Consider the following 17,112-nt stretch of genomic DNA (forward strand, 5'->3'; position numbering starts at 1 on the left):
AAAAAGGGGTTCCCTGTTACGGGAACCCCTTAGTATTTTGAATTAAATGAACCTACTGCTCAGTAGGTTTACCAAAGTAGATCGCAGCCGAGCCAGCAAAAGCGAGAATCAAACAGTACCAGTTGCTTGCAGCAACATCCACCGGAGAGACTTTAGCAAGTGATCCTGCGAGTAAAACTTGCGCAGCATATGGAACCAATCCCTGCACAACACAGGAGAAAATATCAAGCAGACTTGCGCTACGCTTAGCAGAAATGCCGCTACGTTTCGCAATTTCTTTTGCCATTCCGCCGGAAAGAATAATCGCAACAGTGTTGTTGGCGATACAACCATCAGCGAGTGCCGCCAGCGCTGCAATGCTGAACTCACCAGCTTTTTTGCTTTCTTCTGTTTTGCTGAAGCGCTTTGCAATCTCGCCAATTTTTGAAACAAGCCATGTAAGCCCGCCATTATGACGGATAAGCTCGCCAAGACCGCCTACGAGAATGGAAAGAACAAGAATTTCGTGCATGCCCACAAAGCCGCTGTAAATTTCTTTGCTGAAAGTCAGCAGAGAGAAATCAGGCAAAGAGGCAATACCCACGCCACCAGCAAAGATAATACCGGTTGTCAGTACGATAAACACGTTCACACCAGCGACAGCCATGCCCAGAATTACAAGGTATGGGAGCACCTTGAAGAACTGCCATTCGCCGACGTTAGCAACTGTTCCTGTAGAGCCACAGATTGCGTACAGTACAATGGTAATCAAGGCAGCAGGCAACGCAATCATCAAGTTCATCCGGAACTTATCACGCATATTACAACCCTGAGTACGGGTTGCTGCAATTGTGGTGTCTGAAATCATAGAAAGGTTATCACCAAACATTGCACCACCAACAACCGCACCCATCAGTAATGCGATAGACATATCAGAATGACTGGCAACACCGGCAGCGATAGGACCGATAGCAGCGATGGTTCCCATAGATGTACCCATTGCTGTAGCTACAAAGGCGGCAATCACAAATAACCCTGGCAGAACCAATGATGCAGGCACTAAAGAAAGCCCCATGTTCACAGTTGCATCCACACCGCCAACAGCCTTTGCAACAGCTGCAAAGCCACCGGCAAGCAGGTAGATAACGCACATGGTCATGATGTTAATATCACCAGCGCCTTTCAGAAAAATAGTCACTTTTTCATCAAAAGATTCTTTTCCCATCCACAGCGCAGCCATAATCCCGGGAATTACAGCAACAGTTGCGGAAAGCTGGTAAAACGCCATAGACACGCCAGACAGCATCAGAACAGAGCCTGTGCCGATAAAAAGCACCAAAAAAATTACAAGGGGAAACAAAGCAATACCGTTGCCTTGCTGAACCTCTGCTGCGTGCGTCTCGTCTAACAAACTCATCTTTTTACTTCCTTATAGCTACAACAATTTATCCGTCCACCACCACTTGCTGCAACACGCGCAAGCGATCTTGATTGTGCCCTCATTCATATTTGCAAAGGGCATCTTGGCTACTGATGAGTTCTCTTAGACACAGTTCCAAACGCTGTCTACTTACATTTTTGTTAAAAAACACTTTTTTTGATACATAACTATCTGAAAATATTTTTAATCCATCTAATTTAGATATAGTGAAATTATTTTTTCTATTTATTGAGATTTCTTGAAATAGAGCGGTTACTCGCAAAAATAACCCGTTTCTACTTGCCAAAAATTATTTGGTTATATAAACACCCTTTTCACAATTTCGGATGACGGTTGCAGGAGAGAGTGTCGCAAGACACCGCCGAAGAAGTAAATCTTTCAGGCAAAAGGACTGCTTCCCGACGAGCCTCTGGAGAGACTCCGCATGTTGCGGAGCACCGAAGGAGCAAGCCTTGCCGTGCAAGGTGAAACTCTCAGGTACCAAGGACAGAGTGAGTGTAACAGCACAAATGCCCCCTGCATTTGTGGCTGCCATATCTTTTCCCTTCCGCTCAGAGACTCATCTCATCCATCCTGATAAATTCATTTTTTAGGAGACGAGATGCAAAACATCACAGAACTGCTCAACGCGCTAGATTCCCTTGTATGGGGACCTCCCCTGTTAATCCTGCTTGTAGGAACCGGACTTTTTCTTACTATTCGCCTTGGCGGCTTACAGATTGTCCATCTGCCGACGGCGCTTCGCCTTGTATTTTCCCCGTCCTCACGCCATTCATCCGGCAAAGCTGGTGATGTTACTCCATTTGCGGCGTTATGTACTGCCCTTTCAGCAACAATCGGTACAGGTAACATTGTTGGCGTAGCTACGGCTATTGCTGCTGGTGGTCCCGGTGCTCTGTTCTGGATGTGGATTGCTGCTTTCTTCGGAATGGCAACCAAGTACGCAGAAGCTCTGCTCGCCATCAAGTATCGTGTCATCGACGCAAACGGGCAGATGGCAGGTGGTCCGATGTACTACCTTGAACGCGGATTAAATAACAAATTCCTTGCCCGTATGTTTGCGCTATTTGGTATTGGCGTTGCGTTTTTCGGTATCGGCACATTCGCACAGGTAAATGCCATTGCAGATGCTGCAAAGCTTACCTTTGATGCACCAATCTGGGTTACCGCAGCAGTGCTTACAACGCTGGTTGCCTTCGTAACACTTGGCGGAATTCGATCAATTGCCGCTGTAGCAAGCCGCATTGTACCGCTGATGGCTGTGCTGTACATCACGACATCCATAGCGATTATTCTTTTACATCTTTCAGAAATTCCAGCTGTTATCAGCCTGATTATAGACAGTGCGTTCAACCCGTCAGCTGCCTTTGGTGGCGTAGCAGGCATCAGCGTGCTCATGGTAATGCGCAACGGTATTGCCCGTGGCGTATTCTCCAACGAATCCGGTCTTGGCTCCGCTCCAATTGCAGCCGCAGCCGCACAGACAGATTCCTGTGTACGTCAGGGACTCATTGCCATGACAGGAACATTTTTTGACACCATCATCGTTTGCACCATGACTGGCATCGTACTGGTGCTCACCGGAGCATGGAACACACCGGGGCTTGCAGGCGCAGCCATGACAAACTCCGCCTTTGCGATGGGACTTGGCAGCGACATTGGTAAATACGCTGTAACTATCGGTCTCATGTTCTTTGCCTTCACTACCATCATCGGTTGGAACTACTACGGGGAGCGCTGCACAGCCTACCTCTTCGGTGTAAAGGCAATCATGCCGTACCGTTTCATCTACATTGCACTCATCGCTTGCGGAGCATTTCTCAAACTCGAACTCATCTGGGTTCTGGCAGATATCGTAAACGGTCTAATGGCAGTGCCAAACCTCATCGGCTTACTTGGGCTTTCCAGTGTCGTTATCCGTGAAACAAACGAATACTTTGCTAAAGAAGCTGCTGAAAAAGCAACAGGTGCCGTACTTACTGAAATGTAGATACCTTTCGACGACAGCATGCCCCAGAGTATGGCTAAATCTATTGCTCTAGACTCCTCCTCTTTCCCGAGAGAACTGCACCAACTCTGAGGTTGCTTATACCGCCCTCACCTGCTGGATATATTTTCCAGCAGGTGAGGGCTTTTTATTATTTCTAAGGCTCCTTTTATCAGAATAAATAGCTTCCAGTGCGAGGCTGTCTCCGACGGCTCTCTGAGGAACGGAACGCTGCCCCTATACCTCGCAAGGGAGTCGCACTTTTGTCAGAAGAAATAACTGCCAGAGATGGGCTGTCTCCGACGGCTCTCCGAGGGACGGGGCGCTGCCCCTGTACCCCGCAAGGGGGACGCCCCCTTGACCGCGAATAGTCTTGTAGAAGTATTATACTTGAATTCAAGACTTTTTCTTCTAGAGACAATACGGTGTGGGGTAACTATAGGGAAAAGATAGGAAGGGGATAGGTAGAATGAAAAAGCTAAACTCTATGTAAAACAACTCACATAAGAGATTAGCTTTTTCAGTTGTTCAAGTGGGGGAAGTTCAAAATCATAAGCGCTAGAATACTGGTAGTTTTTCATCTTACAAAACAGAAATATGGTGAAGGCGTAGCCGTCAAAGTAATTTTTTGTTGATAAAAAAAGATAACAGTAGCAAAGACTTACAATGCAAAATTTTCCCTAGTAAACTTGCTGTTCTTTAGAAATAATTGGGCGTTCCCATACACAATTCATAAGAGCTTTTTTGACAAAACGTTTTTTCGAAACATAATCTTCAAAATGTTCACATGTTAAATCAAATGCTTTACGCAGATGCGCTTCATCAAATCTATCACCATACTTTTCAAGCATCGCAGCACGTACTTCTTCCCACAAATCCGTATCTGTTTTATCAGGCCAAACCGTTTCTTCAGACATACAATTCCCTTTCTACTATCGATAATTATAGCTTTTCAATAACAAGCAGATGTTCTTTATTAAATTCTTTATTTGGAAAATCGTATCTACCCACACGAAACTCTTTCCACGGCAGAGTTGCAGCCCAAGCTTTCACTGCATCACCTTCGGCAGTTCCGCCTTCGTGTCCTGTATAAATGTGCACAGTCACAATCCCGTTTGCCATCAACATAGGTAACAATGCTTGCAAGGAAGCAATTGTTGTCTGAGCCCGTGTAATGACCGCATGATCGCTCCCCGGCAAATATCCGAGATTATACATAGCACCGGAAATAGTGATTCCTTCAGGGAGTTTTTCCGCCACTGTTTCATGCCCTGCATGGAACAGCGTAGCCTGCGCAGCTACGCCTGCTTCTTCCAAGCGTTGTTGTGCGTTAGCAATACCGCTCTCTTGCACATCAAAGCCGTAAACATGTCCTGTTTTCCCCACAAGTTCTGCAAGAAACAGCGTATCGTGTCCATTACCAACAGTACCGTCAACAACAACTGCGGCGTGCTCTTCTGAATGCCAATACGCTGCGGCTTGTTGCCAGAGAGCTTTAGTAAAATTCAATATAGATGGAATATGCTTAGGGCGCATAATTTCTCCCGCATAGTATAATCGGTTAGCATCGAGTTTTTTGGAATCCCGAAAACTACGTGAACTCATAAAGAATCACAATACGGTCACACCACTATCCAAAAGAGTGTTCGACTTAAAAATGAAAGTTGTGCAAAAAACGTCCTTTGTGCACAACACTTTTTGCACAAACTGCACAATCAATGAACCGTTTACTTTTCACAATATATTGATTTTAAAGAAGAAACAACTTTGGCACGCTCCCTGCTACATAGCTAGCAACAAACAAAACCAATCACATCACACTCCGTGATTGTTACTATAGAGAGCAATAAAATATCCATCTAACGAGTAACATCGTTACACTGAAGAATGTGTAAAACGCACACCTCTTAAAAAAAGAAAACGACTGAACCACCTACTCCCGTTGGGGCGGCAGTTCGCCGCCCCCCTAAAAAACAAATAGCGACAATTTTCCTCCTCGTCCCCGAAGCTCCACTACTGTTTTGAGCAGGAACAGTAATTAGGAGGGGAACAAAAAGAACGAGAAGTGCAGAGCAGGCACTTCTCGTTTTTTTGTGCCCAACATATAATAGAATCAAAGATAACTTCAAATAGTAGCAAGTAGTTAGCCATAAAATTTCTTGCATTCCAACAGCAAAACACATTCTGGTTCTTGCCCAACCCCGTATCATTAAGGTACACCCCATTTCGTTCCGGCGGTATGCCGAAAAAATATGCAGAAAACGGTACTTGGATACTATGAATAATACTACGCTATATCTTGCCCCGCGGGGGTTTGAAAATGAGCTTGAAAAAGAGCTTACTAATATTGTTGCACATAAAGGTCGTCTGTTCATCGCCAAAGGCGGAGTTCAAAAAACAATCTGGGCACAAAACATTTGGTTGAATCCTATCGAAATCCCAATTGCTTCTATTGGCGACGGTGCAAAGCAGCTTAAAGCCATTCAACGAAATTGGTGGTTACATAGTGCAGACAACCACCGTCGTGCAAAACTTATTCAATCCAAACTGCCGCATGTTTCTGCAAAACGAATCGAATATGGCGCGCCAAAGCCGAGTGCTCCGTTAGGTTCGTGGACTCTGTGGGAACCCAACACAATTATTGCCGCAAGCCGATGCACCAGCCCGTACCCTGATGGTGAAGTAAACTTTGTTGAAGACAAAGAAACATCACCAACACGCGCCTATTTAAAATTATGGGAACTCTTCACCCTGCTGGAGCGCAGCCCAAAGAAAGGCGAACTCTGTCTCGACCTTGGCAGCTGCCCGGGTGGCTGGACATGGGTTATTGCCAATACAGGCGCACATGTATTTAGCGTAGACAAAGCTGAAATCAACCCGCGTATCGGCTCTATGCCAAATGTTAACTTCTGTACCGGCAGCGCATTCGGACTCGACCCACGTCATGCCGGTAAAATCGACTGGCTTTTCAGCGACGTCATCTGCTATCCGGAACGATTATACACGCTGGTTGACCGCTGGTTGCAACATGGAGAATGTCGTAACTTCGCATGCACCATCAAGTTCCAAGGCGAAACAGACTACGAAACGCTAGAAAAATTTAAGCAGATTCCGAATTCAAAAATTATTCATTTATCCTGCAACAAACATGAAGTGACATGGGTAAAGCTTGAAGAATGGGAGAAGTAGCTGCCCTTTTTCCTAATCACGCACCGACCTACGCAAACCAAGCATAGCTACAGGGCACAAAAGCTTCTGAAAGCTATGCGCATCGTTGCACATCCTGAACACAAAAAATCCTCCACAGAGTACTCTGCGGAGGATTTCTTTTTTATTGTTTCAACAGCGGATGAATCACAGCCCGCTAATTGAACATCACCGTGGGCTAGTATAGCCCATCAGGATGACATGCGGATTCGTAGCAACCTGTCATTTCTTTATCTTCACCGAATTCTTCGAGATGGCAAGACAAACAGGAAGGACGAACACCTTTTTTGTGCATGGCTCTAAAGTAAGAGCGCCATTTATTTTCTTTTTCCAGTGTTGTGTTGTTGTGACAAGAAACACACCCTTTAGGCGACTTAGTCACTTTTACAGGCGCACTGAATTTAGGCTTAGCATCAGGAGACTTCCACTTGTGGTGACAAGTGCTGCACTCATACCCTTCATGGCTGGAATGATTAAACGTAACCGAAAGGTCGCGACTGCTGTGACCTTTTACATTGTTGATGACGATATCATCAGGTCCTTCGGACGCGACCTCTTCTGCAAAAGACACGGTAACCGTTGCACAGAAGCAAAGCAGACAAATGATACATATTTTTTTCATAATATCTCCTCGCACTATGCTTGTTCGTTTTTACCGAGCAGAGTCTTCATCATGCCACGGCGAGTTACGTTTTTCACCTTAGGTGCTGCCGCAAGCATAGTTGTATGCTGTTCAGCAGAAGCCACTAACGTTTTATGGTAATTTTCCGGTGCAGATTCGCAGAGATAGATTACACGAACGTGCTCTGGGTCTGCGAGGTATGCATCAGGATTGGTTTTCTGCACTTCTGCTAACCGTTTTTTTGCCAATGCAAGCATTTCGTCACGGTCACCGAAGTTCATAGTACCCGTCGGGCAACTCTTCACACAGGCAGGCAACATGCCTTTTGTGACGCGGTTAATGCACATATCACATTTGTTCCAAATACCTGTTTCTTCATCACGACGCGGAACATTGTATGGACAAAGTTCCCAACTTTCGAGGCGATTCAGTTTTTTGGTATTATCTGTCATCACAACAGCACCAGTTGCCGGATCTTGTTTTACTGCATCTTTTGCATACATATTGCCGATGTACTTACACGGTGGCTCTATGCAATGGCGGCACTGTTCTGGAAAAAACAACCATTTAAGTTTGCCGTCTTCTTTCACTTCATTGAAGCGGACAAGACGGATTGTCTTGGAAGACAAGTCTTGCGGATTCTGATGAGACCCAACGTTACGGGTATGTTCAGCAGGAAGGTCTTTCCACTGCTTACAAGCAACCTGACAACCACGACATGCAGTACAGAGTGTAAGGTCTACAAAAAAAGCTTTACCTTTAACCATTATGCATCACCCTCCTTCCATTTGCGCACGTTAACCATAAAGGCTTTGTACTCTGGAATACCGGTGTTCGGGTCACCTACGTTTGGAGTAACCAAGTTTGCAGAATCACCACCGTCTTTCGGCGCTACCCAACCGTAATGCCAAGGCATGCCGACCATATGGACATCCTTACCGGCAATTTTGTACGGCTGGATTCGATCAGTCACAATTGCAATAGCCCACAAGGAACCACGTACGCTTTCGACAACAACTTTTTCGCCATTCTCAAAGCCACGCAGTTTTGCAAGCTGAGGACTGATCTCTACAAACATCTGCGGTTCTGCTTCCACAAGCCAGCTCATCCAGCGGGTCATAGAACCAGTCTGCCAGTGCTCAGTTACACGGTAGGTAGACGCAACAAACGGGTAACGCTCATCGGCTACAGCTTTTTCTTCATCTTCAAAGTGAACAGCTGTCGGGTTATGCAGCTGTTTAGAAAACGCATGTGTATCAACAGGACACTCAAGCGGTTCATAATATTCAGGAAGTGGACCATCAGCACGTCCCGGACCAAACAGCTGTCCCATACCGTGTTTCAGCATAATAAACGGATGTCGTGCACCCGGTGCCCATCCACCATCCGGCACGTCACCAATCCATTTTTCACCGTTCCATTTGATAACGGCTTTTTCAGGATTCCACGGGTTACCTTTCTGGTCACAGGAAGCTCTGTTATAAATGATACGGCGGTTTACAGGCCAACACCATGTCCAGTTAGGGTACAGACCGATACGTGCCTGCTCTTCTGTCTGAGTACTGTCGTGACGCTCTGATTTGTTTCCTTCATCAGTATAGGAGTTACAGTAGAGCCAGTTACCGGAAGTGGTTGAACCGTCGTCCTGAAGATAGGCAAAACTCGGAACCTGCTGTCCCTTCTTAAACTTCTTCCCTTTTACTTCAACATCACGGGTGAACCAGCCGTTGCATAAACGCGCAGTTTGCTGGGCACTGAAGTGATGCTTGCCGCTCTCATCTTCTTCGCACATGTTGTTGAAAGTAAGATGCGTAATAGGCTCAGGGTAAGCACCACCCTCTTCATTATAGAGATGTACCAATTCCTCCCACAGTTCGTGGAAGTAATGACCATCAGTCAAGACACCATCTTGCGGTTCCTGTGCTTTGTAACGCCACTGCATCCAGCGACCGGAGTTAGAAACAGAGCCTTCTTTTTCAATAGCTGAAGCACATGGCAGATAGAATGTTTCTGTCTTGATGCTCTTAGGGTCCATGCCCGGACCTTTCCAGAAGTCACTTGTTTCACAGGTGAACAAGTTAACGTTTACCATCCAGTCCAATTCGCCTAACGCCTTACGGGTTTTTTCTGAATCTGCACCGGAACAGGCAGGGTTCATGCCCCAGATGAGTGCGCCGGTGAATTTGCCGTCTGCCATACGGTCGATAAGCGGCAGCCATGAATATTCACTAGCCTTATGAGAATCTAGACGCGGCAGGTAATTGTACGCATCTTTCGGATCATCGTTTTCGTACATAGCCTTAATAAGGCTTGCAGAATACTTAGGATAGTTGCTCCACCAGTTAGCACTTTTTGGATCGTTAGAAACCGGAGTAAAGGCTTTGTTGTACTGTTCAAAAGTATCCTGTCCTGCCAGTGGTGTTTTCAAGTAGCCAGGAAGAATGTGATACAGCAGTGCATAGTCTGTTGACCCCTGTACGTTACATTCACCACGCAGCGCGTTAACACCACCACCAGCAACACCCATGTTACCGAGCATGAGCTGAATCATAGCCATAGCCCTGATGTTCTGAACACCAACGGAGTGCTGTGTCCAGCCCATTGCATACATGATAGTACCGGCTTTTTTAGCGGTACCGGTTGCACTGTACAATGTGTAAAGCTGTTTCAAATCTTCAACAGGCACACCAGACATGGAAGAAACCTTATCGAGCGTATAACGCTTGTAGTGTTCCTTCATAATCTGGAATACACAGCGAGGATGAGCGAGAGTTTTATCCTGCTTAGGGTTACCCTTGCTATCCATTTCGAAAGCCCACTTGGACTTATCATAAGAGCGGGTAGTCGGATCGAAGCCTGTAAACAGACCGTCCTTAAAGCCAAAATCTTCACCTACAATGAATGAAGCGTTGGTGTAATTCACCATGTACTCTTTGAAGTACCGTTTCTCATTCAAAATGTAGTTAATCATACCGCCGAGTACAGCAATGTCAGTACCGGAACGAAGCGCGGTATGCATGTCTGAACGGGCAGAGGTTCGGGTAAATCGTGGGTCAACGTGAATAACCTTAGCTCCCGCACGTTGCGCCTTTACTACCCATTTAAAAGAAATAGGATGGTTTTCGGCAGGGTTACTGCCCATGATTAAAATGCAATCACTGTTTTTCAAATCGTTCCAGTGGTTGGTCATCGCACCGCGTCCGAACGACTCTCCCAGAGCCGCTACAGTTGCGCTGTGTCAGATACGCGCCTGGTGTTCCACATACACCAGACCGAGAGAACGAATGAAGGAGTGCATTGCATAGCACTCTTCGTTATCAAGAGCAGCAGAGCCTAATGAGGCAATACCCATAGTACGGTTAACAACCTTACCCGCAGCGTTTTTCTCTTCAAAAGACTCGTCACGAGATTTTTTGATGAGTTTTGCAATACGCTTCTTACACCATTCCCAATCTTTAACTTCAAAAGAATCACTGTACGGTGCGCGGTACATACATTTTGTAGGTCTGTCCGCGTTTACAGTCATTTGAATTGAGCTTGCGCCCTTTGCACACAGTGCACCACGGTTAATCGGGTGATCGCTGTTGCCTTCTACGTTAACAACACGCCCTGTTGATTTATTGGCATGTACCAACAAACCACAGCCGACAGAACAAAACGCACAAATTGATGTGGTCTGCTTGCTCCACTGAATTTTGTTCTTCCCAGCTTCTTTTACGACACTGTCCATAGCAAATGCAGGCCCCAATCCTGTAAATGCTGAGACAGCAACAGCAGCTGTTGTCTTTAAAAACGTTCTTCTTTGCATTTGCAACTCCATAACAACTCAAATAAAAAGAATACCATACCCTTCACTACAACTCAGAACTTTCCACATGATCTGAATTGCTACATGCAACAAAAAGAACAGTTCATTATTTCATGCTATAATAACTAGACCGTATCTATTACAGAATACATCATGAGAAAGTTGTATGTTTTTTCCCTGCAATGCATTGCAATATAGTCTGAAATACATTCTATATTATCTTCTGCAACGATACCGAAAATTACTTATGAAACACTTATTTGACGATCAAACAAATTTAGTGTTTTCCTCATACAAAAAAATAAACTTTTATGTTGTTTTTTCTATGCATTATAAAAGGAAAGTGCGTGGTATATTTGTAAAACAACAAAAACGTTACAGTGTCAATACAGCTCCCTTTTGACAAAAAAAACATATTTGTCAGCTTTTTTTGTTCCATATTTCGTTTTTTGTTCAAATAAATATAGAATAATCGTTTTATTACAAGACATTACACTAACAGAACCCCTTAGTGTCAAAATAAGGCTAAGAGCCTTTTGCACATAAAAAAGAGTGCGAAATATATTTCGCACTCTTTTTTTCGCATTTGATATTTTAAGAAAACACCTTACGTTTTCCCTTCTCCTAAATCTCATTGCAACGCGTCCAAACCAAACATATTTGGCAACCAACCAGTATTGAAGCTGATTAATTCGTTAAGACTCTCCAGCCACGAAACCTCTTTCAATGCAAGCACCACTGGCTTTAGCGTACTAAAAGTTCCCCTATGCTTTTTTTAACAACAAACCCATTTGTACGTGGTTTTCAAGGCTCTATTGAGAGCTAGCACAATACGCTTGCAGAACTAGGCTGGATAGATGCTGTCCTTCATTTTTTCAACTTTCCGGTACAATGTTGCACGCGAAATACCAAGACGCCGCGCAGATTCTACCATATTGTGTTCAGTTTCTTTCAGCGTTGCTTTAATCAGCTTGTATTCCATTTCTTTTAATGTTCCTGTGGAAATTCGCTGCGCATTGTCTGTATTTGGCAGTGCAAAATGCTCTACATCAAGCACTTCCCCCTCACATCTATGCAAAGCACGCTGAACTATATTTTCAAGTTCTCGCACATTTCCCGGCCAGCGGTACGAAATTAGTGCCTGCTCCGCCTCATGAGAAAAAGTAAGCGGAAGCGGCGTTCCCCTGTTTAAAAACAACGTGGCTAGCTCAAGAATGTCTTCAGAACCTCTATGGCGCAATGGCGGAATATTAATAGGAAGCACATTTAACCTATAATATAGATCTTCGCGGAACCGACCTTGCGCAACAGCCTTGCTCAAATTCACATGCGTACTTGCGATAATTCTGGTGTTAATCTTTACAGGCTTTCTAGCGCCAATGCGATATACCTCAGCGGTCTGCAAAACACGTAACAGCTTCACCTGCATATGATGCGGCATATCACCGATTTCATCGAGCAAAATTGTTCCCCCGTCTGCCAGCTCGAATTTTCCGGGACGCCCACCTTTAACAGCTCCGGTGAATGTTCCCTCTACGTATCCGAAAAGCTCACTTTCAAGCAAATCTGCGGGGATAGCACCACAGTTAATTGGCACAAACGGGTACTGGCTCCGCTTACCGTGGTTGTGGATAGCTTGCGCAAAAAGTTCCTTACCGGTTCCAGTCTCACCTTGAAGCAACACTGTCACAACTGAATCAGCAGCCTTTTGCGCAAGATCAATGGCACCTAAAAATTTTGGTGAGTGCCCTACAATCATAGGGAAGGTATAATGCGCTTTTGCACCGGAAATATTTTCTGCCATTTTTTGAATTTCGCTCATTTCGTTGAAAACAAGCACAGCACCGAGCAATTCATTCGTTTCAGAAAGTACAGCCTGCGCAGTATAAATGATCGGTACAGTTCCTCTATCGCACCGAACCCAGCATTCTTTGTTCACCCACTGCTGTGATGCATTTTGCAGCTTATTGATATCCAGACTTAGCCCTTTAAGTTTTGATATATGCTTACCTTCCAGATCATTCGCTTTAAGAATTTGCGCGCCCTTTCCATTAATCTTCCAAATTTCACCTTCTCTGTTCAAAATAAGCAGTCCGGTGCTGGCAGACTCAATGACTTTATCAAAAAAGCCGATATGCAAAGCGAGTGCTTTATTACGCCGCATAACACGTAACTGGCGTTCTGCGGCGCGGGCAGCAGTTGTAACCATATATAGCGTATGCGGGTGCGTGAATTCCTTTGCCCCAGAAACAACTAAAATTCCAAGCAGTTCGCCACCACCACCAAAAATCGGAGCCGAAGAGCTGGTCAAGTGATGTGCTAAATGACAATAATGATCTGCACCAGTCAGCTGGATTGGAATGTGGTGCTTATGGCACATGCTTATCGCCGTTGTGCCCACATCTTTTTCTGTCCACCGAAACCCAGGCGCACAGTTGCGAGTTCGGTACTGCGTCGTCAAACGCTCTGAGCCTGTAATATGTAGGATATAGCCATCAGCATCGACAGCTGCGATAAGGAAATCATCCGGTGACAGTAGCTCAAAGAATTCTGCAAAGTGCGGCAACACCACTTGCAATAATTCCGCATTGTGCTCGCGCCGTTCGTTAAGTGCCTCATTTGAAATACATTCCTGTAATGTATTTCGGCTCATCGGATCTATACCAAAGTGCTTAGAGCGTGCGTGCGACTCTTCAATCAATTCGCTCATTGTTGAAGAATCAACAACGTGTCCTTTTTTCATCTCTCAAAGTCCCCTCATTCCCGTAGAGCCTGCCATAACGCCAGATTCTATCTGCTGAAAATCATGCAAAAAAACCATATTTCTCAATATGAGACATGTGTCAAAACAAAACACAATTTATATCATACTGATTATTTTGACTTTATTTAATTTAATCTTTTCTCTGAGTGCATCATGACTAATTTTGAGACACTTTGCACGCACCTTGAGCTACCACTCAATCTAGCACAAACCTAACATACCGAAAAAACTTTAGTTATTGATTGTTCACACAACCTTATCAAAATCATTTAGAAACATTGAGTTTTCACAAGCGCAACAAAAAAACAAATTTGGAAAAAAAAGCATATACCAACGTTCTGGCATCAAAACGGAACATGCATTGCACTAGAAAATCTAATCGCACTACACTTACTAACGACACTCACCAGAGAAGGAGACAAGTATGGAGAAGCAATTTCGGTATGGCCTTACTATACTGTTGAGCACAGTAGCAATTCTACAGTTTGTACAGGTTATATGGCGCTACATTTTACAAGCCCCACTTATGGGCTTGGATGATGTGTTAATCTACCCAACTCTTTGGCTCTATCTACTAGGTAGTGTAAACGCCTCCCGCGAAGATACCCAGATTAAAGCAAACGTGCTGGATGTATTCCTCAAAACGGAACAGTCCAAACTCGGTGTCCGCATTGTTGCAGACATTATGACTGTGATTGTATCTGGCTGGCTTACCACTTGGGCATGGGGCTACTTCCGCTACGCATTCCGCGTCTGGAAAGAAACACCGACCATCTACTTACCTACATTCTATGCAGAGTGCGCATTATTCATCGGTCTTGTTTTCATGACACTTTTCGGACTGCAACATCTGATTACTAACATCAGACGTTTTAATATGCTCCGCACTAAACCAGTTACTACAAGTTTGCATAGTGCAAGCGAAGGAAGCGCATAGCAATGGTTGAAATCTCATTAATGGCCATCGGCTTACTTGTTGTAATGCTGAGTTTCGGCGTTCCATTACCGTTCTGTTTCGGCGGCGCACTCATGTTTATGCACCTTGTAGGTGGCGCCACCATGAAAGGCACTATGCTCTGGGGTTTCAGCCAGCTTTCCAACCCTGTATTGCTCTGTATTCCGCTCTTTGTTTTTGCTGGCTCAATTATGAGTGAAAGCGGTATCGCAAAGAGCTTGCTAGACTTTGTAAATATTTTTGTTGGTAGAATCCGTGGCGGACTCGGAATTGTTGCCTCTTTAAGCTGCGCTATCATCGGAGCTATCTCCGGTAGTGGCTTAACCGGTGTTGCCGCTACAGGTCCTCTACTGATTCCAGAAATGGCTGAAAAAGGCTACCCGCGCGGTTACGCCACAGCGCTGGTTGCTAACTCTTCCATTCTCGGTCTGCTCATTCCACCTAGCGTTACCATGATTGTATACGGCTGGGTTACAGACACCTCCATCCTCGCTTGTTTCCTTGCAACTGTTGGACCTGGTATACTCATCACCTTCCTTTTCGGTGTCGTAAACCTTGTAATGTGCCGTAACTTCCCGCTTGTGCTTGATGAGCCTAAACCAATCGCTGAAACAGTCCGTGCGGCATCCTCAGCTACCCTGCTTGCTATTCCAGCACTCATCATGCCGGTTATCATTCTTGGTGGTATCTACGGCGGCATCATGACCCCGACTGAAGCTGCTGCTGTTGCTGTTATCTACGCATTCCCTGTAGGCTTCCTTGTTTACAAAGGCTTAACCTGGGAAAAATTCTTTATTGCATCTAAAAACGCGGCTACAGCTATCGGCGCAATCATGGTTATGATTGTATTCAGCCTTATGCTCAGCCAGATGTTTGTTATGGAAGAAATTCCGCAGGCTCTTGTTGAAGGTATCTTCTCTATCACCACAGACAAAACCCTGCTTCTCATTCTCGTTAACGTTCTTCTCTTCTTCATCGGCATGATTGTTAACGATATTACTTCCATCATTCTTACTGCTCCGCTGCTCCTTCCTTTGATGGAAGCTATTGGGGTAAGCCCAATTCATTTTGCTGCAATCATCGGTGTTAACACCGCTATGGGTGGCGTTACACCACCATACGCTAGCATCTTGTACCTTGGTGTCCGTATCGGCGAAGTTGAATTTGTCGATGTTATTAAACCCGCTATGATTCTTATCTTATTCGGGTATGTTCCGGTTGTTTTTCTCACGTCCTTCTGGCCAAAACTGGCTCTCTATTTACCAAGCCTCTTAGGCTACTAACTTTCGTAAGGAGAAAGGGATATGCAAAAAAAGTTTTCAGTTGTTATTGTGATGATGCTTATCTGCATTCTTGCAGCAGGCACTGCTCAGGCCCGTAAGTGGAAAATTTCCCACGTACGCCCACAAAACACTGCTATCGACAACGACCTTAAAGCATTTACAGCCGAGCTTGAAGAAATCAGTAAAGGCGACATGAAAGCCAAAATTTACGCTGCTAGCTCACTCGGCGATTACACTGTTGTTCAAGAACGCGTTGGTCTCGGCGCTGTAGATATGGCATGTCAGCCAGTAGCTGCTGCTGCTGACAAACGTATGCAGATTGCGAACTTCCCATTCATGTTCACTGGCTGGAAGCAAGCTGAGAAAAACTTTGCTCCAGGCGCACCTCTGCGTAAAACAATTGAAGGTTTGTATGCAAAGCAGGGCATTAAACTGCTTGCTACATGGCCTGCGTACTTCGGCGGTATCGCTCTTAACAAAGAGCCACAGAACCCAACTAATCCTGATGCTAAAAAAGGCTTGAAAATCCGCGTTGTACCAACCAAATCCTTCAAACTTATGGCTGATAACATTGGCTTCATCGGCACACCGATTCCTTTCTCCGAAGCCTTTACAGCTGTACAGACCGGCGTTGTTGATGGCGTTGTTGGTTCCGGTGCTGAAGGTTACTACGCTTCTTTCCGCGACGTAACCAAGTACTACCTCCCAATCAATACACACTTCGAAATGTGGTACTTCATCATGAACGCAGAACTCTACGAAGATCTTGATGACGAGCACAAAAAGCTTCTCGACAAGGCTGCTGTAGACTTTGAAAACCGCCGCTGGGCACGTGCTGAAGCCGATCAGGCTGCAAACGAGCAGCGCCTTGCAGATTACGGTGCAAAAATCATTAAAGTTTCACCAGAAGTTATTGAAGCACACGCTGTAAAAGTACGTGCAAACGTTTGGCCTGAAATTCTTAACGACGTTGGCGAAGACTGGGGACGTAAAGTTCTCTCCGGCCTCATCCAGTAAGGCAACAGCTGGATAAGCTGCACCACACTCGACCAACAACCCTGTTCGG

At 45.2% G+C, this 17,112-nt stretch carries 12 protein-coding genes and 1 riboswitch; of the genes, 5 read left to right on the forward strand and 7 right to left on the reverse strand.

Annotation, left to right across the window (positions count from 1 at the left end; all coding sequences use genetic code 11):
- Positions 1 to 52 precede the first annotated feature (52 nt).
- A complete protein-coding gene (locus N4A56_RS05870; RefSeq protein ID WP_293671055.1) occupies positions 53 to 1,396 on the reverse strand; it encodes a Na+/H+ antiporter NhaC family protein in 1,344 nt (447 codons plus the stop codon).
- Between the two features lie 423 nt (positions 1,397 to 1,819).
- A riboswitch (glycine riboswitch) is annotated at positions 1,820 to 1,920 on the forward strand.
- 101 nt (positions 1,921 to 2,021) lie between these two features.
- Here N4A56_RS05870 and N4A56_RS05875 point away from each other — a divergent pair.
- A complete protein-coding gene (locus N4A56_RS05875) occupies positions 2,022 to 3,410 on the forward strand; it encodes a sodium:alanine symporter family protein (protein ID WP_293671054.1) in 1,389 nt (462 codons plus the stop codon).
- A gap of 677 nt (positions 3,411 to 4,087) precedes the next feature.
- Here the strand turns inward: N4A56_RS05875 and N4A56_RS05880 are convergent.
- Both N4A56_RS05880 and N4A56_RS05885 read right to left on the reverse strand, forming a co-directional pair.
- Positions 4,088 to 4,324 carry a hypothetical protein gene (locus tag N4A56_RS05880; RefSeq protein ID WP_295545708.1) on the reverse strand — a complete coding sequence of 79 codons (237 nt, stop codon included), beginning with the start codon at positions 4,322 to 4,324 and terminating at the stop codon, positions 4,088 to 4,090.
- Between the two features lie 25 nt (positions 4,325 to 4,349).
- Positions 4,350 to 4,943 (reverse strand): class I SAM-dependent methyltransferase, encoded by a 594-nt coding sequence (locus N4A56_RS05885; protein WP_295545709.1) that lies wholly within the window; start codon positions 4,941 to 4,943, stop codon positions 4,350 to 4,352.
- Positions 4,944 to 5,684: 741 nt separating this feature from the next.
- Between N4A56_RS05885 and N4A56_RS05890 the strand changes: the two genes are divergently transcribed.
- Positions 5,685 to 6,596, forward strand: coding sequence for an SAM-dependent methyltransferase (locus N4A56_RS05890; protein ID WP_295545711.1), 912 nt, complete (start codon positions 5,685 to 5,687; stop codon positions 6,594 to 6,596).
- 196 nt (positions 6,597 to 6,792) lie between these two features.
- On the opposite strand, the gene N4A56_RS05895 is transcribed toward N4A56_RS05890, so the two are convergent.
- The 4 genes from N4A56_RS05895 to N4A56_RS05910 all read right to left on the reverse strand — a co-directional run bounded on the left by N4A56_RS05895 (position 6,793) and on the right by N4A56_RS05910 (position 13,787).
- Entirely contained in the window at positions 6,793 to 7,236 is a 444-nt protein-coding gene (locus N4A56_RS05895; protein WP_293670596.1) for a cytochrome c3 family protein, read from the reverse strand.
- A gap of 14 nt (positions 7,237 to 7,250) precedes the next feature.
- A complete protein-coding gene (locus N4A56_RS05900) occupies positions 7,251 to 8,003 on the reverse strand; it encodes a 4Fe-4S dicluster domain-containing protein (RefSeq protein ID WP_293670597.1) in 753 nt (250 codons plus the stop codon).
- Positions 8,003 to 11,050 (reverse strand): formate dehydrogenase-N subunit alpha, encoded by a 3,048-nt coding sequence (gene fdnG, locus N4A56_RS05905; protein ID WP_295545992.1) that lies wholly within the window; start codon positions 11,048 to 11,050, stop codon positions 8,003 to 8,005. The genes N4A56_RS05900 and fdnG overlap by 1 nt, the downstream gene beginning before the upstream one ends.
- 838 nt (positions 11,051 to 11,888) lie before the next feature.
- Positions 11,889 to 13,787 (reverse strand): sigma 54-interacting transcriptional regulator, encoded by a 1,899-nt coding sequence (locus N4A56_RS05910; protein ID WP_295545713.1) that lies wholly within the window; start codon positions 13,785 to 13,787, stop codon positions 11,889 to 11,891.
- Between the two features lie 445 nt (positions 13,788 to 14,232).
- On the opposite strand from N4A56_RS05910, the gene N4A56_RS05915 reads away from it, so the two are divergent.
- Genes N4A56_RS05915 through dctP form a run of 3 tightly spaced genes read left to right on the forward strand, consistent with a single transcriptional unit; the run spans position 14,233 to position 17,063 of the window.
- Positions 14,233 to 14,745: a TRAP transporter small permease subunit gene (locus N4A56_RS05915; protein WP_295545716.1), complete on the forward strand. Its 513-nt coding sequence runs from the start codon at positions 14,233 to 14,235 to the stop codon at positions 14,743 to 14,745.
- A gap of 2 nt (positions 14,746 to 14,747) precedes the next feature.
- Positions 14,748 to 16,046, forward strand: a complete 1,299-nt coding sequence (locus N4A56_RS05920; RefSeq protein WP_293670600.1) for a TRAP transporter large permease — start codon at positions 14,748 to 14,750, stop codon at positions 16,044 to 16,046.
- 21 nt (positions 16,047 to 16,067) lie between these two features.
- Positions 16,068 to 17,063 (forward strand): TRAP transporter substrate-binding protein DctP, encoded by a 996-nt coding sequence (dctP, locus tag N4A56_RS05925; RefSeq protein ID WP_295545718.1) that lies wholly within the window; start codon positions 16,068 to 16,070, stop codon positions 17,061 to 17,063.
- Positions 17,064 to 17,112: the final 49 nt, after the last annotated feature.

Source organism: Halodesulfovibrio sp., from assembly GCF_025210605.1.
GTDB lineage: Bacteria > Desulfobacterota > Desulfovibrionia > Desulfovibrionales > Desulfovibrionaceae > Halodesulfovibrio.